Origin of the sequence: Lysobacter firmicutimachus, assembly GCF_037027445.1 — a bacterium.
In the GTDB taxonomy this organism is placed as follows: Bacteria; Pseudomonadota; Gammaproteobacteria; order Xanthomonadales; family Xanthomonadaceae; genus Lysobacter; species Lysobacter firmicutimachus.
Genome location: NZ_JBANDL010000002.1, coordinates 197,015 through 215,348 on the forward strand (window position 1 = coordinate 197,015; position 18,334 = coordinate 215,348).

The following is an 18,334-nucleotide window of genomic DNA, read 5'->3' on the forward strand; positions in this document are numbered from 1 at the left end:
GATGCACCGGCCATGGGCGCCCGCGGCCCGGCTCAGTTCAGCGCCTGCCGCTGCGCCGCCAGAAACGCACGCAGCGAGGCCGGCTTGATCGGTTTGGTCAGCACCCGGCAGCCGCGTTCGCGCGCGGCGTGCTTGAGCGCGTCGCTGCCGTCGCCGGTGAGCAGCGCCGCCGGCAGGACGAAGCCGAGGCGCTCGCGCAGGGCGTCGATCGTAGCCAGGCCGTCGAGGCGGTCGTGCAGGTGGTAGTCGACCAGCGCCACGTCGGGCGCCTGGTCGAGCAGGGCCAGGGCGTCGTCGACGGTGGCGGCGAGCAAGGCGGTCGCGCCCCAGCGGTCGAGCAGGGCTCGCATGCCGTCGAGGATTTCGCGGTCGTTGTCGATGCACAGCACGCGCAGGCCGGCGAGCGAATCGCCCAGGGCGGTGTGGGCATTGCCGGCGGCGGCGGCGGCGCGCGGCGCCTGGCCGCAGGGCACGGCGATCGAGAACACGCTGCCGCGGCCGATCTGCGAGCGCACCCGCAGCGGATGGTCGAGCGTGCGGGCGATGCGCTGGCAGATCGACAAGCCCAGGCCGAGACCGCGTTCGCCGCCGCCGCCGGGCTGATCGAAGCGGCGGAACTCGTCGAAGATCTGCTCCAGGTGGTGCTCGGGAATGCCGGGGCCGGTGTCCCAGACCTGCAGTTCGACGTAGCCCGGTTGCGCCGGCTCGGAGCTGGGCCGTGCGCGCGCCGCCATCAGCACGCCGCCCTCGCGGGTGTAGCGCAAGGCGTTGGCGAGGAAGTTCTGCAGCGCGCGGCGCAGCAGGCGGCGGTCGCTGCGCACCGGCATCGAGTCCTGGGCGGTGCGAACGCGCAGCTCCAGGCCGCGGCCGGCGGCGCTGGGCGCGTACTGGGCGGCGAGTTCGCGCAGCAGTTCGCCGGCCTCGAAGTCGCTGAGTTCCGGGCGCAGCGCGCCGGCGTCCAGGCGCGAGATGTCGAGCAGGCCGTCGAGCAGGTCTTCGGCGGCGCGCAGCGACGCGTCGACGCGTTCGGCCAGTCGTCGCTGCTCGCCGGGGTCGGCGCTCTCGCGCAGGGCGGTGGTGAACAGGCGCGCGGCATTGAGCGGCTGCAACACGTCGTGGCTGACCGCGGCCAGGAAGCGGGTCTTGGACTGCTGCGCCGATTCGGCTTCCTGGGTGCGTTGCTCGACGCGTTGCTCCAGGGTTTCGTTGGCTTCGCGCAGAGCCTGCTCGGCGCGTTTGTAATCGGTGACGTCGCTGTAGCTGGTCACGTAGCCGCCGCCGACCAGCGGGCGGCCCACCATTTCGATCACCTGGCCGCTGGCGCGCACGCGTTCGAACACGTGCGGCGCGCCGGCGCGCAGGTGGGCGAGGCGGCGCCGCACCTGCTCGTCGATGTCGCCGGGACCGAGTTCGCCGCGTTCGGCGTTCCAGCGGATCAGGTCGCTGACCGGACGGCCGACGTAAAGCATGCCGTCGGGGTAGTCGAGCAGTTCCTGATAGCGCCGGTTCCAGGCCACCAGGCGCATCTCCGGGTCGACCACGCTGACGCCCTGGCTGATGTTTTCCAGGGTGGTCGACAACACCTGCCGATTGAAGCGCAGCTCCTGGTTGGCCTCGTCGAGCAGGGCGACGACTTCGCCCAGCTCCATACCCGAACCGCGCAGCGCGCTGGTCAGGGTCAGGCGCGCCGAGGCGGCGCCGATCGCCGCGGCCAGCAGGCGCTCGGTGAACTGGGCCAGGGCGCGGTCGGCCAATTGTTCGGGCTGCCAGGGGCGGCCCTGTTGCTGGGCGTAGTCCTCGAACGCGCGGCGCGCATGGCGTTCGCCGACGATGCGCTCGGCCAGCGCCAGCAGATCGCCGCTGCGCACGCTGCCGGCCCAGCCGCCGGGGCCGAGCGCCGGACGCCGCACGTACGGGTCGAGGAACGAGGCGGCCAGCAGCTGCTCCTGCAGCCGCGGCCGCTGCCGCGCGGACACGAACAGGAACGCGCCGATATTGGACAGCAGCGACCAGAACGTGCCGTGGGTCAGGCCGTCCCAGCCGACCAGGCCGAACAACTGCTCCGGCCGCAGCCAGCCGATGCCGAGCGGACCGGTGGCGAGCCAGTCGCCGCCGATCCAGCCGCCGCGCGCCAGCGCCGGCAGCAGCAGGGTGTAACTCCACACCGTCGCGCCGGCGATCAGGCCGGCCAGCGCGCCGGCGCGGCTGGCGCCGCGCCAATACAAGCCGCCGATCAGCGCCGGTGCGAACTGGGCGACCGCTGCGAAGGCGAGCAGGCCGTGCTGGGCCAGGCCGTTGGCGCCGAGCGAGCCGCGGTGATAGGCATAGGCCATCAGCGCCAGCACGACGATGGTGAGGCGGCGCACCCACAGCACCTGGCGATCGAGTCCGGCGCTGTCGCGCAACGCGCCGCTGCGCAGCAGCAAGGGCACGATCAGGTCGTTGCTGACCATGGTCGACAGCGCCACGCTGGAGACGATGACCATGCCGGTCGCGGCCGAGAAACCGCCGATGTACACCGCCAGCGCCAGCGCCTGGCGATCGAGCTGCAGCGGCAGCGCCAGCACGTAGGTGTCGGGCGAAACGCCGCTGGAGGCCAGCAGCGATTCGCCGGTCAGGGTGATCGGCACCACCAGCAGGGTGATCAGCAACAGGTAGCCGCCGAACAGCCAGCGTGCCGGGCGCAGATCGTTGGGGTCCTGGCATTCGACCACGGCGACATGGAACTGGCGCGGCAGGCAGACGATCGCGGTGAAGGCGAGCAGGGTCTGGGTGACGAAGCCGGCCGGCAGCCCGGGCTGGATCACGATGTGCGCGGCATCGCCGATGCGCTGGGCGAGGCTGCCGTCGCCGGGCAGGTGGATCAGCGCGAACACGCCGATGGCGATGAAGGCCAGCAGCTTGACCAGCGACTCCAGCGCCACCGCCAGGACCATGCCGTGGTGGTGCTCGGTGGCGTCGATGCGGCGAGTGCCGAACAGGATCGCGAACACCGCCAGCATCATCGCCACGTAGAACGCCGGATCGGCGAGCAGGCCGCGGTCGGCCGGCACGCCGGCCAGCACTTCCACGCTCATCGCCACCGCCTTGAACTGCAGCGCCACGTAGGGCACCGCCGCGGTCAGTGCGACCGTCGCGACCAGCGCCGCCAGGCCGGGCGCGCGGCCGTAGCGCGAGGACAGGAAGTCGGCGATGGAGACGATGCGGTGTTCGCCGGAGATCAGCACCAGGCGTTCGAGAATGCGCCAGCCGAAGGCCAGCATCAGCAGCGGGCCGAGGTAGATCGGCAGGAACCCCAGGCCGGTGCGCGCGGCGGTGCCGACCGCGCCGTAGAAGGTCCACGAGGAGCAGTACACCGCCAGCGCCAGCGAGTACACGGCGGTGCGCAGCCAGCGCGCGCGCGGCGTGCGTTCGCGCTGATCGCCGTAATAGGCGACCGCGAACAGCAGGCCGACGTAGCCGGCCGATACCAGCAGCAGGATCCAGCCTGGGATCAAGGGCGCGGCGTCGGGTGGATGATGCGGTCGAGTTTACGGCCTCGGCGGCGGCTACGGACCGCGGCGGGCCTGCGACTTGGGCCGGGCGGTTCGCAGGAACGGCGGCAGCCGGGTTTGCCGCGGTCGTGGGCCGATTCAGGGCGCCACTCGAGCCGTCGTGTCGGCGTGGGCCGGAGCGCTCGAACGACCTTCAAGCCGTCGCGTCCGCGCAGGCGGGTCTCCGGAGACTCCGGCGCGATGCCCGGCGCGATGCTGGGTGAAGCCCCGGACTCCCGTTTTCATGGGGAAGACGAGAGGAGGCTTTCGTGGACATGACGACAGGCGAGGTGGCGCGGTGGTTTGCGTGCGGGCCGCGTCGGCGCGCCCTGGAGGGCGCATGCACGAGGCGCCGGAGCGCCACCGAGCCGCGCATTGCTGTCCTGCCGCATCGTGGGATGCCGCGCGCGCAACGTCCTGAACGTTGTCCACCCTCGCCACAGTCGGGTTGAGCCGTCTATCAAGGTTCCGCGCTGCGTCCGCGCTCCCGCGCCGCGGAGCCTACCGCGATCACGGTTTGCCGCGTCCGCATTTGCCAAGGTCGCCCGCGCACGGCCGGGCCAGGCCGTGCGCCATCCCAGTCACCCCCGGCGCAGCAACCGCCACGCCTGTCCGCCGCCCGTTGCCGGCGCGGCGGACCGGCGCGCGTCCGCACGCTTCCCTGTTGCCTTCGCGCCACCACGCCACAGGAGGATTCGCGAATGAACCACGGACTGCAGAACCCGCCCGTTTCCAAGTTGCTCGCTGTCAAGTCGCTGGCTCCCGCGGTGCTCGCCGCGGCCTTGGGCCTGGCGCTGCCCGCCGCGGCGCAGACCGCGCCCGCGCCGCTCAAGATCGCCGACGTGCGCGCGGTCGACCTGCAGTTGGGCGCGCAGCCCGGCCGCGTGGGCCGCGCCGGTGTCGATGCGGGCGCCAAGGCGGTGGAGATCCGTACCCCCGATGCATCTTTCATCAAGGTGCATTTCGAACACTTCTCGCTGCCGGCCGGAGTGACCCTGGAAGTCGCCAGCCCGGACGGGCGCGAGGTGTATCGCTACAGCGCCGACCGCCGCGACGGCCACACCGTCGCCGCCGATCTGGGCGAAGACGGCAAGACCCGCTTCTCGGCGATGTCGATCTCCGGCCCGGTCGCGGTGCTGCGTCTGGTCGGCGCCGCGCGCGAGCCGTGGCGTGCCGATCACGGAATCAAGGTGTCGCGCTATCTGGAAGGCTATCCGGAAGACATGCTGCCGGAGCTGCAGAACGAAGGCTTGCTGAGCACCGACGCCGGCGGCAAGTCGATCTGCGGCACCGACAACAAGCAGGCGGCGGCCTGCTACGTCACCAGCGACCCGTTCGCCTACGCCCGCTCCAAGCCGGTGGCGCGCGCGGTCATGAGCGGCGGCAGCCTGTGCACGGCATGGCGTGTGGGCGCGCAGAACCGCATGTTCACCAACAACCACTGCATCAGCACCGCCGCCGGCGTGGCCGGCGCCGAATTCTGGTTCAACTACCAGCGCAGCACCTGCACCGGTGCGCAGGCGACGGTGACCAAGGTCGCCGGCGACCAGATGCTCAAGACCAACACCACGCTGGACTACACGCTGTTCACGGTGAAGAACTTCGCCAGCATCTCCGGCTTCGGCTATCTCGGCCTGGACCCGCGCGCGGCGGTGGCCAACGAAGGCCTCTTCATCGCCGGGCATCCGGGCGGGCGGATGAAGGAGCTCAGCATCGCCGACACCCAGAACAGCGGCGGCAAGTGCCGCGCCGATGCGCCCAGCGTCACCGGCAATGCGCCCAACAGCGACGTGGGCTATTACTGCGATACCGAAGGCGGCAGCTCGGGCTCGCCGGTGATCGCGCGCTCCAGCGGCAAGGTGCTGGCGCTGCACCACTTCGGCGGCTGCTTCAACTCCGGCGCGAAGATCTCGCTGATCTGGCCGCAGGTGTCGACCTACTTCGGCGGCGTGATTCCCTGATGCGACGCGGCTGAGCGACGTGCGGCTCCGGCGCCGATATCGGCGCCGGAGCCGTGCGCACGACGGCGTTCCGGGGCGTCCGCGCGCGATCGGTGCCGCGGTTGCGGAAAGCCGCTGGCCTGCGGCGCGGCGACGATCTAGGGCTGCTGCGCTCCGCGACGGCGCCGCACGTTCAGCCGATGCGCACACCCGCGTTGCGCGGTGCGTTCAAGTTCCGGACATCGGCCGACCGAATCTGATGCGGTTCACGTTTATGCGCGCAATCGGCCGCGCCCGGCGCGCCTGTGCGGCGCCGTCGCTGTGCAAGCTCGTGCCCGGCGCATGCGCGACGATCGACGTCGCGCAGCGAGCGCCGGGTCGTCATCAAGGAGACGATATGTCCATCGCAAACCTGCCGTTGTGTACGCTCGGCCTGTTGGTGAGCGCCTGCCTGTCCACCGCATCGGCGTTCGCCGCCGAGCGCCCGGCGCCGCTGCGCGCCGGCGAAACCCGTGCCATCTCCCTCAGTCTGGGGCCGCAGCAGGGCCTGTCGAAGTCGGCCTGGTCCAAGCCGGTGCAGATCCGCGCTGCGGACGCGGCCTACATCAAGGTGCATTTCGAGCACTTCGCTTTGCCCGCCGGCGTGACCCTGGAAGTGTCGGACCCGCAACGCCGCGAGGTGTACCGTTATAGCCAAGGCGACCTGGGCCGGCACACCGTCGATGCGAGCCTGGGCGAAGACGGCAAGACCCGTTTCGGCGCGATGTCGGTCGCCGGCGACACCGCGGTGCTGCGCCTGGTCGGAACGCCGACCGAACCGTGGGCGCCGCATCACGGCGTGCGCATCAGCCGTTACGACGAAGGCTTTCCGCAGCCGCTGATGGGCGAGTTGGGCGAGGCCGGCCTGCTCGGCGGCGATGCATCGTCGAAGTCGATCTGCGGGGCCAAGGACAGCCGCCCGGTGGCCTGCTACGCCGCCACCGATGCGACGGCGGTCGCGCGCTCCAAGCCGGTCGCATTGATCCTGCTCAACGGCACCAAATGGTGCACCGCCTGGCGCGTCGGCGCGGGCAATCGCGTCTTCACCAACAACCACTGCCTCGACAGCGCCGCGGACGTGGCCGCGTCCGAGTACTGGTTCAACTACCAGGCCACCACCTGCGCCGGCACCGCCAGCGGCGCGGTGACCAAGGTCGCCGGCGACCAGATGCTCAAGACCGACCAGACCCTGGACTACACCCTGCTGACGGTGAAGAACGCTGCCGCCATCTCCGGCTTCGGCTATCTCAGCCTGGACGTGCGCAAGCCGGTGGTCGGCGAAGAGATGTACATCAGCGGCCATCCGGCGACGCGCATGAAAGAGCTGTCGGTGGTCAGCGATCGCGACGGCGGGGGCCGTTGCAAGATCATCGATGCCGATGCGGACGGCTACGGCACCGATACCGATGCCGGTTACTACTGCGACACCGAGGGCGGCAATTCCGGTTCGCCGGTGTTGGCGCGCTCTTCGCACAAGGCGGTGGCGCTGCACCACTTCGGCGGCAGCTGCAACCTGCAGGCGCCCAACCGAGGGGTGAAGATGCAATTGATCTGGCCGCAGGTGAAGTCGTTCTTCGGCAACGTGGTGCCTTGATTCGAGGCGCCGTCGCGAGGCCGCGGACCGCGCGGCCTCGCGGCGTCGAATCATGGCGACGGCGGCGGTGGATACCGGTTTTTTATTGGGTGCCGGGACGGGGAAAACCGCGACGCATCCGATTGAACGTCGTCTCCGCGGAAGTGGGCGTCGCTTTACTTCGGCATGAACCCGCGGGGCTTTATCGGGGTATGGCGCTGAAGCCTCTGGATGCCCGCCTGCGCGGGCGTGGCGGTTTGGAGAGGTGGCGCCGAGCCCGCCCGTCGCCGTTCCCGCGACGCCGGGAGGCCGGGAGGCCGGAGTGCTATCCAGGCGCGGCCTCGGGGCCTCGATCCTCTCTCCAATCCCGAATCCCGAAAAGAAAAAACCCGCCACGAGGGCGGGTTCTTTCCGAAGGCTCTGGATTCCCGCTCTCGCGGGAATGAGGCGATGGCAGCGGCGTTCGCGCCGGGCGCGAACGCGCCATGGCCTCACTTGATCTTGCCTTCCTTGTAGATCACGTGCTTGCGAACGACGGGGTCGTACTTCTTGACCTCCATCTTGTTCGGGGTGTTCTTCTTGTTCTTGTCGGTCGTGTAGAAATGACCGGTGTTGGCCGTCGAGATCAGGCGGATCTTGTCGCGCTTGGAAGCCATGGTTCAGTCCTCCTCAGATCTTTTCGCCGCGAGCGCGGAGCTCGGCGAGGACGGCGTCGATGCCGTTCTTGTCGATGGTGCGCAGGGCATTGGCGGAAACGCGCAGCTTCACCCAACGGTTCTCACTGGCGACCCAGAAGCGGCGCTCGTGCAGGTTGGGGAGGAAACGGCGGCGGGTCTTGTTCATGGCATGCGAGACGTTGTTGCCAGTCGTCGTTCGCTTGCCCGTTACTTGGCATACGCGGGACATTACGCACCTCGAAAGGAGTCTGTGCTTCCCTTAGCCAGGGAGGCGGCGGCCCCGGCACCGGCATCGAAAGATGCTTGCGCCACGCGATTCGGGCAGGAATCCGCGCTGCACGTGGCGGCCCGGAATCGCGTTTCCGGACCGCCCGGTCGTTCCTGGGAACGGGCCGGACGCAGCGAGCCGCGCATTATGCAGGCAAATCCCTATCCGGACAAGCACTTGGCGGGTCGCCGGCCGAAATGCCCTGCGGTCGCGTGAATCCATGAGATGGAGCGCCCTCCCCGCCGGTAGGAGCGGCGTGAGCCGCGACCGCCGCAGCGGTGGTCGGCAGCGCGGTCTCCGCGGCCGGATCGTCCAAGGACTGCCACGTCCGATCTTCGGGGCTAAAGCGGTGGCCTCAGTCCTGTTGCGGGTGGTCGCGGCTCACGCCTACAAGGGCGCGTCGCACCCGCGCAGGTGGCCGACGAGGCCTCAGTGGCTGGCCTTGTCGCGGTGCCAACCGCGGTGCTTGATGTCCAGGTACAGGCTGTAAGCGGCGGTGAAGGCCGGGAACAGGTTCTGGATCACCCCGACCGAGTCCTGCTTCTGCGAGAACAGGAAGTAGCTCAGGGTCATGGCGCTGCCGACCAGGCTCATGTACCAGAACAGGCGCGGGATCACCGGCTTGCCCATGCGCTTGCTGGCGACGAACTGGACCAGCCAGCGGCCGCCGAACATCAGCGCGCCGACCAGGCCGATCAGCTTCCACGGCGACATGTGCAGGCCGGTCCAGGCCAGCCATTCGATCGGCGAATTCATGAAGTCCATGGCGGCGCCTTCAGCGTTCGACCACCGCGGTGACCTTGCCGCGGCGGATCAGCCAGGCCACCCCGCGCAGGTCGGCGATGCCGACCAGGGCGCGGTTGAGATTGTTGTACTTGGATACGCCGGCGCCGCGCGGGCGATGGTTGACCGGCACGCTCAGGGTCTTCCAGCCGGCGCGCTGCATCAGCGCCGGCAGGTAGCGGTGCATGTGGTCGAAGTAGGGCAGGTCGAGAAAGGCGGCGCGCTCGAACAGCTTGATGCCGCAGCCGGTGTCGGGGGTGTCGTCGCGCAGCATGCGGCGGCGGATCGCATTGGCCCACTTCGAGGCCCAGCGCTTGCTGCCCGAGTCCTGGCGGTTGACCCGCCAGCCGGCGAACAGCTTCACCTCCGGCGCCGATTCGGCGCGCTTGGCCAGCAGCTTGGGGATGTCGGCCGGATCGTTCTGGCCGTCGCCGTCGAGGGTCGCGATCCAGGCGCCGCGCGCGGCCTTGACCCCGGTGCGCACCGCGGTGCTCTGCCCGCTCTGGGTCACGTGGTGCAGCACCCGCAGCTCGGGCACGCCGGCCTTCAGGGCCTGCAGCGCGGCCAGGGTGCCGTCGCGCGAATGGTCGTCGATGTAGACGATCTCGAAGTCGCCGCCGTCGGAAGGCGCGCGGCCGCGCAGGGCGGTGGTGATCTCCTGGATCAACGGCGCGACGTTGTCCTGCTCGTTGAACACCGGAACGACGACGGACAGCTGGGGCGATTGGGTCATGGCTCGGAAACTCGCGTTGGGCGCTCGGGGCCGGGGCCGTCTACTGCAACGGGAACCGCGGCCGCCGCGGGCCTTTCTTATGGGCCGCCCGCTCCCGCGAGAGAGGGGCGAATCGTACCGGCGCGGTACGTTGCCGCGCCGTGAGGCGGTCCGGCCGGCGGATCCTTCCGCAAACGGGGCCGGACCGCGGGTTCAGGCATTCTCGCCGAAATAGGTCCGGCACCATTCGACCACAAGCGGCAGGCCGCGTTCGATCGCGGTCGCCGGCTCGAAACCGAACGCAGCGTGGGCGCGGGCGGTGTCGGCCATGGTCTCGACCATGTCGCCGGGCTGCATCGGCTTGTACACCTTCTGCGCCGGCTTGCCGGCCGCGGCTTCGATCACGCCGATGAAATGCTCCAGCTCGACCGGGGTGTGGTTGCCGAGGTTGAACACCCGGTGCGGCGGGGTCTCGGCCGGCGGGTGGTCGAGCGCGCCGAGCACGCCGGCGACGATGTCGTCGATGAAGGTGAAGTCGCGGCGCATCTTGCCGTGGTTGAACACCTCGATCGGGCGTCCGGCCAGGACCGCGCGCGAGAACAGCAGCGGCGCCATGTCCGGCCGGCCCCAGGGGCCGTAGACGGTGAAGAAGCGCAGGCCGGTGGCGCGCAGGCCGTACAGCTGGGCGTAGGTGTAGGCCATCAGCTCGTTGGCGGCCTTGGTCGCTGCGTACAGTGAGCGCGGTTTGTCGATGCGCTGGTCTTCCGAGAACGGCGGCACGGCCGAATCGCCGTACACCGAGGAGGAACTGGCATAGGCCAAGTGTTGCACGCCTCGGTGCCGGCACAGCTCGAGCAGGTTGACGAAGCCGACCAGGTTGCTGTCGACGTAGGCGTGCGGATGGCTCAGCGAATAGCGCACCCCGGCCTGGGCGGCGAGGTGGATCACCCGCTCGGGGCGGACCTCGTCGAACAGCGCGGCCAGGCCGTCGCGGTCGCCGAGGTCGAGCGCGCGAATATCCACGTCCGGGCACAGCGCGGCGACGCGGTCGCGCTTGAGCTGCGGGTCGTAGTAGTCGTTGTAATTGTCCAGGCCGACGACGGCGCGGCCCCGGGCGCGCAGCGCGCGGCAGACGTTGGCGCCGATGAAGCCGGCTGCGCCGGTGACGAGGATGGTCATGGAAGCTGCGGCGGAATGGGGAGGGACGGTTTGCAGATTGAGCGAAGCGGCGTCGGAGCCGTGTCGCTGCGCCCGCGGCAGCTTGGCCGCGGGCGCCTGAAGCGTAGTTCACTGCCGATTGCCGCAGTGCGGCGGGCGATTTACTGCGCCGAGATCTGCCGCGCCAGGCCGAAGGCCTCGTCCAGCTGCTCCTGGCTGGCGGCGTCGATCCAGACGTAGACCTTGACCTTGCTCTTGGGCTTCTCGCCCGGCAGGGAGATCACCGTCTCGCGCGAGTAGGGGCGGGCGTTGCCGACGGTGGCCTTCTTGTGCCAGATCACCGCCTGGCTGCCGACCGTGCCCTTCTCGGCGCGCGCCTTCTTGGCCGGCTTGAAGCTGCGCTGGCCCAGGTACACGCCCAGGCCGGTGCCGGTGCCAAGGCTGGACGGCAGTTCGAGGTAGCAGATGGTGTAGTTGGCGCCCTGGCGCTGGCCCCATTTCAGACTTGCATCGTTGAGCTCGGGGCAGGTCCCGTTCGACTGCGCCCAGGCCAGGACCGGTGCCAGCATCAGTGCGGCGGCGGCCATCCATTTCATATGCATCTCCTTCTCGGTGTCGGGTTCGGTCGCAGCGGCGACGCCCAAGGCCCGGCCGGAGGGAGATCCGGCTGGGCGGGCGGCGATTGCGGAGGCGCCAGTTTAGTGGATAACGGCGCCGGTTCCGGCGTCGGGGTCACAAGAAAAGCGGCCGGGACCCAGGCGCGGGGCCCGGCTCAGTCGACGGCGGCTGCGCGGTCTTCGTGCGGGTGCCCAGGATAGAAAGCCAGGTCCAGGCCGATCCCGAGCCGAGCCGCCGCGGCCAGCAGGTCGGGCTCCAGTTCCAGGCCGCAATCGTCGTCGCAGAACAAGCCAATGAAGAACCCGGCGCGGCCGCCTTCCTCGCGCAAGGCCCGCAAGGCCTCGGCATGCAACGAAAGCCGCCGCAGCCATCCGGCCAGGAATTCTTCCAGGGGCTGCCGTCGCGAGTAGCAGGGCTGCGGCCCCGCCGTGAGGTCGGCGCTCCAGCTCGATTCGCGGTAGGCCCCGGGCAGGGCCCGGCCGCTCGGGGTCGCGCGAAGATCGCCGGCGCGGCTGTGCCGACAGATGGCTGGATCGAGCTCGAGACCTTCGGTCCAGGGGCCCAGGTCGGCGTCGGGATGCCGCAGTCGCAGGCTGACCCGGTAGCGGTACGGGTTCAGGCCTCGACCTTGCCGCGCAGCTTTTCCAGCACGCCTTCCAGCGAGTCCAGGTCGGTGTAGTGGATCACCAGGCGGCCCTTGCCGCCGCGGCCGTGGAGCACGTTGACCTTGGCGTTGAGCGATTCCGACAGCTCGCGCTCCAGGGTCAGGATGTCGGCCTGCGGCTTGGCCTTGGCCGGCTTGGGCTTGCCGGCGGTGGGGATCTTGCCGGCGGCGAGCTGCTGCACCCGGTGTTCGACGTCGCGCACCGACCAGCCGGCCTCGGCGGCCTGGCGGGCCAGGGCGATCGCCGCCTGCGGGGCCAGGGTCAGCAGGGCGCGGGCGTGGCCCATCTCCAGGGCGCGGGTCTCGACCAGCACCCGGATCTCGGCCGGCAGTTCCAGCAGGCGCAGCAGGTTGGACACCGCGGCGCGCGAGCGGCCCACGGCCTCGGCGGCCTGAGCGTGGGTCAGGTCGAACTCGTCGATCAGGCGGGTCAGCGCCTGCGCCTCTTCCAGCGGGTTGAGGTCTTCGCGCTGGATGTTCTCGATCAGCGCCATCGCGACCACGGTGCGGTCGTCGACTTCGCGGATCACCACCGGGATCTCGCTCAGCCCGGCCAGGCGCGAGGCGCGCCAGCGGCGTTCGCCGGCGATGATTTCGTAGGTCCTGCCGCCGCGTTCGCCGATCTCGCGCACGACGATCGGCTGGATCACGCCCTGGGCCTTGATCGACTCGGCCAGCTCGGCCAGCTTGTCTTCGTCCCAGTGCTTGCGCGGCTGGTACTTGCCCGCGCTCAGCGAATCCACCGGCAGGTGGCGCAGCAGGTCGCCGGGCTGGGCCTCGACCAGGGTCGGCGCTTCGGCAGCCGCCTTGGGGCCGAGCAGGGCTTCCAGGCCGCGGCCGAGGCCGCGCTTCTTGGCGGTCATGCCACGGTCTCCGCGGTGGCGGCGCGCGCGGCGGCCTTGGCGGCCTGCTCGCGTTCGCGCTGACGGCGCAGCACCTCGCCGGCCAGGCCCATGTAGGCGATGCCGCCGCGGCTGGCCTTGTCGTAGCCGACGATGCTCTGGCCGTGGCTGGGCGCTTCGGCCAGGCGCACGTTGCGCGGCACGATGGTCCGGAACACGCGGTCGCCGAAGTGATTGATCAGTTCGGCCGAGACCGCGTTGGCGAGGTTGTTGCGCACGTCGAACATGGTGCGCAACACGCCTTCGATTTCGAGTGAAGGGTTGAGCCGGGCCTTGAGCGCCTCGATGGTGTCGACCAGCGCGCTCAGGCCTTCCAGGGCGTAGTACTCGCACTGCATCGGCACGATGATCGAATCGGCCGCGGTCAGCGCGTTCAAGGTCAGCAGCGACAGCGCCGGCGGGCAGTCGATGATGATGAAGTCGTAGCGGTCGGCCAGCGGCGCCAGCGCGCGCTTGAGCCGCTGTTCGCGCTCGTCCTCGGCCATCAGCCGGATCTCGGCCGCGGTCAGGTCGATGTTGCCGGGCAGCAGGTCGAACTCTTCCGGGGCGCGCACGATCGCGCTGCCGACTTCGGCTTCGCCGAGCAGGACGTCGCAGACCGAATCCTCGAGCTGGCGCTTGTCGATGCCGCTGCCCATGGTCGCGTTGCCCTGCGGGTCCAGGTCGACCAGCAGCACGCGCTTGGGCGCGCGCGCCAGCGCGGCGGCCAGGTTGACCGCGGTGGTGGTCTTGCCGACCCCGCCTTTCTGATTGGCGACGGCGATGATGCGGGCCATGCGGCTCGTCCCCTGCTGATTCGGTGTGATGACGGGAGACGGCCGGCGCTCGGCGCCGGCCGGACTGGGCATTATGCCCCAGGGCGGGTTGCGGGGTTCGCGGCCGCGGCGCCGGCTTCGCCGCGGCGGCCGATCACCACCATGTGGCGCTCGGCGGCCAGGCCGGGCACGCGCATCGGCTCGACCGCGCGCACTTCCCAGGCCGGCGGCAGGGCGGCGATCTCGTCGTCGGGGCGCACGCCCTTCATCGCCAGCAGCACCCCGCCGGGCTTGAGCAGGTGGCCGCCGAGTTCGAGGATCAGCGGCAGCGTGGCCAGGGCGCGGGCGGTGATCGCGTCGTAGGCGCCGGGTTCGGCGAAGGCCTCGATCCGCGACTCGGCCACGCGCGCGTCCTTCAGGCCGAGCTGGCGCAGGGCCTCGCGCATGAACCGGGCTTTCTTGCCGTTGCTCTCGACCAGGGTCACGCGCAGGCCGGGCTTGACGATGGACAGCGGGATACCGGGCAGGCCGGGGCCGGTGCCCAGGTCGGCCAGGGCGCCGCCGCGGCGCGCCAGCGGGTCGACGTAGGCGTGCATGGCCAGCGAATCGAGCAGGTGCTTGGCGACCATCTCCTGCGGGTCGCGGACCGCGGTCAGGTTGTAGGTGCGGTTCCAGCGCGCCAGCAGGGCCAGGTAGTCGAGCAGCGGCGCGGACAGGGCCGGTTCCAGGCCGAGCGCGGACAGGCCGGCTTCGAGCTCGCTGCGCAGCCCGGGCGGCAGAGGGGTGGGGGTCGTCATCGGCGACAGTATCGCCGATGCCCGGCGACGGACGGAAACCCGGGCCGGGGTCAGGCCGGACGCGGGCGCCAGGCCAGCGCGCCCAGATAGCCGGGCGCCGGCTCGATCTCGCGCAGGGTCCAGTCCGGCGCCGCGCCCAGGGCCGGGTCGCACTCGACCAGGCGCAGTCCGCCGGCGCCGTCCTCGAAGCGCAGCTTTTCCAGGCCGAACGACAGGCCGTGGCCGTGCGCCTTGAGCACCGCCTCCTTGGCGCACCACAGGCGCAGGAAGGCGCGGTCGCGGTCGGGGTGATCGCGCAGCCAGTCGGCCTCGGCGACGCTGAAGAAGCGTGCCGCGACCTCCAGCGCGCGCGGCCGGCGATGCAGCCGTTCCAGGTCGACCCCGATCCGGGCCTGCCGCGCCAGCGCCACCAGCAGGCGCTCGCCGCTGTGGCTCCAGTTGCAGTCGTAGCCCTGATGAGGCGGATTCAGGTGCGGGCGCTGGCGCTCGTCGCGGCTCAGGCTCAGGCCCGGGTCGCCGAGCTGCCCGGCCAGCCAGGCCCGCGCTTCGGGTTCGGCGGGTTGGCCGTGACGATGCGCCAGCCAGGTCCAACGCACCGCATGCGGACCGGCTTCGGCATGGACATCGGCGGGAGCGGAGACGGACATGAACGGCGTGCTTTGGCGTCGGCCGGGCCGGTCAGCGTAAGCTAAATGCGGGGAACGGACTCAGCCGGCCGGCGTGGCGCGCGACACGCGCCGTCAGCGCAGGATCAGGCGGGTCCGGGCAAGTTGCAGCGCATGAAGCGGCCTCGGCGGCCGCGGGAAACCACACCAGGATGTCAGCCGTCGTCGATTCCAGCCTCGTTGCGCTCAGCCAGGACGCTGCGCCGCGCGAATGCCAGACGTTCGCTTTCGTCGCCGGCGATGCGGCCTCCGCGCTCGCGTTCGGCCGCGACGGCGCGATCGACCGTGCCCGCTTCCAGGCCGAAGTGCGCGCGCTCGCGGCGAGCCTGCCGGCGGCGCGCCATGCGGTGAACCTGTGCGAAGACCGCTACCGCTTCCTGGTCGCGCTGTGCGCGGTGGCGGTGCGCGGGCAGGTCAACCTGCTGCCTTCCTCGCGCGCGCCGGCGGTGATCGACGACGTGCTCGGCCGCTATCCCGACAGCTATTGCCTCGGCGATCTGGCCCTGGACCCTTTGCCGCCGCGCTACGTCCGCCTCGACGCCGAGTTGGCGCGCGCCGACGCCGCGCCGGCGCTGCAGGCCGATGCCTCGGCGCTGCTGGCGATCGGCTTCACCTCCGGCAGCACCGGCCAGCCCAAGCCCAATCCCAAGACCTGGAGCGCGTTCCGTACCAGCACCGCGCAGAACCTCGCCGCGCTGCACGACCTGCTGCGCGAGGACGGCACCACCTGCGTGGTCGCCACGGTGCCGCCGCAGCACATGTACGGCATGGAGATGTCGGTGCTGCTGCCCTTGCTCGGCCCGGTCGCGGTGCACGCCGGCCGGCCGTTCTTCCCCGACGATGTCGCCCGCGCGCTGGCCGACGCGCCCACGCCGCCGCTGCTGGTGACCACGCCGGTGCATCTGCGCGCGCTGGTCGAGTCCGGCGTGGACCTGCCGCCGCTGGCCGGGGTGGTCTCGGCCACCGCGCCCTTGCCGGTGGAGCTGGCCGTCGCCGCCGAGGCGCGTTACCGCTGCGAAGTGCGCGAGGTGTTCGGTTCCACCGAGACCTGCGTGTTCGCGCGCCGCCGCACCGCGCGCGAAACCGCGTGGACGCCGTTGCCCGGCGTGCGCGTGTCGCCGCAGCCGGACGGCACCGCCGTGCATGCGCCGCACCTGCCCGAGCCGGTGGTGCTGGCCGACCTGATGGAGGTCGACGCCGACGGCCGCTTCGTCCTGCGCGGGCGCAGCGCCGATCTGTTGGAAATCGCCGGCAAGCGCGCCTCGCTCGGCGATCTCACCCGCAAACTGCTGGCGATCGAGGGCGTGCGCGACGGCGCGGTGTTCCAGCTCGACGCCGCCGACGCGTTCGGCGTGCGCCGCATCGCCGCTCTGGTGGTCGCTCCGGATCTGGACGAAGCGACGATCCTGCAGGCGCTGCGGCAAAGCATCGATCCGGTGTTCCTGCCGCGTCCGCTGCGCCGGGTCGCGGCCTTGCCGCGCAACGAGACCGGCAAGCTGCCGCGCAGCGCGTTGGAAGCGATGCTGCACGCCGCCGGTTGAGCGATGCGGCGGCCGGCCGTCGCTTCGCCGATTCGATTCGAGCGGCGCATGTGGCGGATGAGCGGGTGAACATAGCCGTTCAGTGCGGATCATTGGGTGCGTTTCCTGCACCGCGCGCACTTCGCGACCGACGGTCGCAACCGGCCGCCGACCGGCGAGGTCGAGGCGCGAATAGCGCGGTTCGCAAAATCGCCGAGCCAGTCGCGGGCGCGCGGCCGCTTCGTTGCCGCCGACGCTCCCGGGGCGGCGGAAACCCGTCCGCAGGTCGGCCGAAACCGACCGTTCGCGCGGCCCTCGCGAACGGCTGCGCACCGATCTTCACGACGCGAAAACACCTTGTTTTCGCGGTTACTGTGCTTCACGCGACACTGATATCGCTCTGACGCAACCATCACGGTGCGCGATTCAGACTGCGAGCGTCCCCTTTGAAAGGGACGACGGCGGCGCTGCCGCCGCCTCGCGCATCACCCGTGAATCGCTAGGAGAACGCACATGCTCGGTATCATCATTTGGCTGGTCGTAGGCGGTGTCATCGGCTGGATCGCCAGCATGATCATGAGGACCGACGGTCAGCAGGGTATCTTCCTCAACATCATCGTCGGCATCGTCGGCGCGTTCCTCGGCGGTTGGCTGGGCGGCGTGCTCGGCATCGGTTCGGGCACCATCAACAGCGGCGCTTTCAGCCTCTCGGGCCTGTTGCTGTCGCTGGTCGGCGCGGTGGTGCTGCTGGCCATCGTCAATCTGTTCCGCCGCGGTCGCGTGCGCTGACGCGCCGCGTTGCCGCAACGAAAAAAGCCCGGCTTCGGCCGGGCTTTTTCGTTGCGGCGGGGATTGGGGATTAGAGATTCGTCAAAGCAAGAGCGATCTCGCTCTTTCGAATCCCGAAGCTCTAATCCCGGCTTTTTACCAATCCCGAATCCCTAATCCCCGCTCAAAGCCACCCACGCCGGCGCATGATCGCTGGGGCGGTCCCAGGTGCGCGGTTCGCGGTCGATGCCGGAGGCGACGCAGCGGGCGCGCAGGGCGTCGGAGACCAGGTTGAGGTCGATGCGCAGGCCGAGGTTGCGGCGGAAGCCGGCCTGGCGGTAGTCCCACCACGAGAACTGGCCTTCGTCTTGGTTGTGCAGGCGGTAGCCGTCGTGCAGGCCGAGCGCGAACAGGCGGCGCAGCGCGTCGCGTTCGGCGGTCGAGGTCAGGATGTGGTCGTCGTTCCACACCGCCGGGTCGTGGGTGTCGCGCGCTTCCGGGGCGATGTTGAAGTCGCCGAGCACGATCATGTCCGGGTAGCGCTGCAGTTCCTGCTGCAGCCAGGCGTGCACGGCATCGAGCCAGCGCAGCTTGTAGGCGTACTTCTCGGTGCCCACGTCCTGGCCGTTGACCACGTACAGGTTGACGATGCGCAGGCCGCCGACGGTGGCGGCGATGACGCGCTTTTGCTCGTCCTCGAAACCGGGGATGCCGACCTGCACGTCCTCGGCGCTGTCGCGCGAGAGGATGGCCACGCCGTTGTAGGTCTTCTGCCCGGCGAACACGCTGCGATAGCCGGCCTCGGCCAGGGCGGTGTCGGGGAAGCGGTTGTCTTCGAGCTTGGTTTCCTGCAGCGCGACGATGTCCGGCGCGAAGCCGGCCAGCCACTGTTGCAGGTGCGGCAAGCGCACGTTGAGCGAGTTGACGTTCCAGCTGACGATTTTCATGCGGGGCAGTGTAGC

Annotated in this window: 17 protein-coding genes; 4 read left to right on the top strand and 13 right to left on the bottom strand. The window is 70.3% G+C overall.

Going from position 1 to position 18,334, the window contains the following annotated elements:
- Positions 1–32: 32 nt before the first annotated feature.
- Positions 33–3,497, bottom strand: coding sequence for a PAS domain-containing hybrid sensor histidine kinase/response regulator (locus tag V2J18_RS00970; RefSeq protein ID WP_336130635.1), 3,465 nt, complete (start codon positions 3,495–3,497; stop codon positions 33–35).
- A 737-nt stretch (positions 3,498–4,234) separates the two neighbouring features.
- Here V2J18_RS00970 and V2J18_RS00975 point away from each other — a divergent pair.
- On the top strand, positions 4,235–5,494 hold the full coding sequence (locus V2J18_RS00975) for a trypsin-like serine peptidase (protein WP_336130636.1): 1,260 nt from the start codon (positions 4,235–4,237) through the stop codon (positions 5,492–5,494).
- A gap of 376 nt (positions 5,495–5,870) precedes the next feature.
- Positions 5,871–7,106: a trypsin-like serine peptidase gene (locus V2J18_RS00980; RefSeq protein WP_064746008.1), complete on the top strand. Its 1,236-nt coding sequence runs from the start codon at positions 5,871–5,873 to the stop codon at positions 7,104–7,106.
- Between the two features lie 470 nt (positions 7,107–7,576).
- Here the strand turns inward: V2J18_RS00980 and rpmG are convergent, their stop codons facing one another.
- The 11 genes from rpmG to V2J18_RS01035 form a co-directional block, all read right to left on the bottom strand.
- Positions 7,577–7,741 carry a 50S ribosomal protein L33 gene (gene rpmG / locus V2J18_RS00985; protein WP_064746009.1) on the bottom strand — a complete coding sequence of 55 codons (165 nt, stop codon included), beginning with the start codon at positions 7,739–7,741 and terminating at the stop codon, positions 7,577–7,579.
- A gap of 13 nt (positions 7,742–7,754) precedes the next feature.
- Positions 7,755–7,991 carry a 50S ribosomal protein L28 gene (gene rpmB, locus V2J18_RS00990; protein ID WP_064746010.1) on the bottom strand — a complete coding sequence of 79 codons (237 nt, stop codon included), beginning with the start codon at positions 7,989–7,991 and terminating at the stop codon, positions 7,755–7,757.
- A 468-nt stretch (positions 7,992–8,459) separates the two neighbouring features.
- A complete protein-coding gene (locus tag V2J18_RS00995) occupies positions 8,460–8,795 on the bottom strand; it encodes a lipid-A-disaccharide synthase N-terminal domain-containing protein (RefSeq protein WP_064746011.1) in 336 nt (111 codons plus the stop codon).
- Between the two features lie 10 nt (positions 8,796–8,805).
- On the bottom strand, positions 8,806–9,546 hold the full coding sequence (locus V2J18_RS01000; protein WP_064746012.1) for a glycosyltransferase family 2 protein: 741 nt from the start codon (positions 9,544–9,546) through the stop codon (positions 8,806–8,808).
- A 192-nt stretch (positions 9,547–9,738) separates the two neighbouring features.
- Positions 9,739–10,704 carry an NAD-dependent epimerase/dehydratase family protein gene (locus V2J18_RS01005; RefSeq protein ID WP_336130637.1) on the bottom strand — a complete coding sequence of 322 codons (966 nt, stop codon included), beginning with the start codon at positions 10,702–10,704 and terminating at the stop codon, positions 9,739–9,741.
- Positions 10,705–10,844: 140 nt separating this feature from the next.
- Complete coding sequence (locus V2J18_RS01010; protein ID WP_064746014.1) at positions 10,845–11,279, bottom strand: hypothetical protein; 435 nt, start codon at positions 11,277–11,279, stop codon at positions 10,845–10,847.
- 176 nt (positions 11,280–11,455) lie between these two features.
- The gene (locus V2J18_RS01015) at positions 11,456–11,653 is read right to left on the bottom strand and encodes a hypothetical protein (protein WP_064746015.1); all 198 of its coding nucleotides are present in this window, start codon (positions 11,651–11,653) and stop codon (positions 11,456–11,458) included.
- Positions 11,654–11,916: 263 nt separating this feature from the next.
- Positions 11,917–12,828 (bottom strand): ParB/RepB/Spo0J family partition protein, encoded by a 912-nt coding sequence (locus tag V2J18_RS01020; protein ID WP_064746016.1) that lies wholly within the window; start codon positions 12,826–12,828, stop codon positions 11,917–11,919.
- Positions 12,825–13,643 (bottom strand): ParA family protein, encoded by an 819-nt coding sequence (locus tag V2J18_RS01025; protein ID WP_064746017.1) that lies wholly within the window; start codon positions 13,641–13,643, stop codon positions 12,825–12,827. Before V2J18_RS01025 ends, V2J18_RS01020 begins: the two co-directional genes overlap by 4 nt.
- A gap of 71 nt (positions 13,644–13,714) precedes the next feature.
- Positions 13,715–14,419, bottom strand: coding sequence for a 16S rRNA (guanine(527)-N(7))-methyltransferase RsmG (gene rsmG, locus V2J18_RS01030; RefSeq protein WP_336130639.1), 705 nt, complete (start codon positions 14,417–14,419; stop codon positions 13,715–13,717).
- A 50-nt stretch (positions 14,420–14,469) separates the two neighbouring features.
- Positions 14,470–15,066 (bottom strand): 4'-phosphopantetheinyl transferase family protein, encoded by a 597-nt coding sequence (locus V2J18_RS01035; RefSeq protein WP_064746019.1) that lies wholly within the window; start codon positions 15,064–15,066, stop codon positions 14,470–14,472.
- A gap of 170 nt (positions 15,067–15,236) precedes the next feature.
- On the opposite strand from V2J18_RS01035, the gene V2J18_RS01040 reads away from it, so the two are divergent.
- Together V2J18_RS01040 and V2J18_RS01045 are read left to right on the top strand one after the other, a co-directional pair.
- Complete coding sequence (locus V2J18_RS01040) at positions 15,237–16,625, top strand: AMP-binding protein (protein ID WP_079247969.1); 1,389 nt, start codon at positions 15,237–15,239, stop codon at positions 16,623–16,625.
- A 492-nt stretch (positions 16,626–17,117) separates the two neighbouring features.
- A complete protein-coding gene (locus V2J18_RS01045; protein WP_064746020.1) occupies positions 17,118–17,393 on the top strand; it encodes a GlsB/YeaQ/YmgE family stress response membrane protein in 276 nt (91 codons plus the stop codon).
- A 152-nt stretch (positions 17,394–17,545) separates the two neighbouring features.
- Here V2J18_RS01045 and xth read toward each other — a convergent pair whose 3' ends face one another.
- Complete coding sequence (gene xth / locus V2J18_RS01050; protein WP_064746021.1) at positions 17,546–18,319, bottom strand: exodeoxyribonuclease III; 774 nt, start codon at positions 18,317–18,319, stop codon at positions 17,546–17,548.
- Positions 18,320–18,334 lie beyond the last annotated feature (15 nt).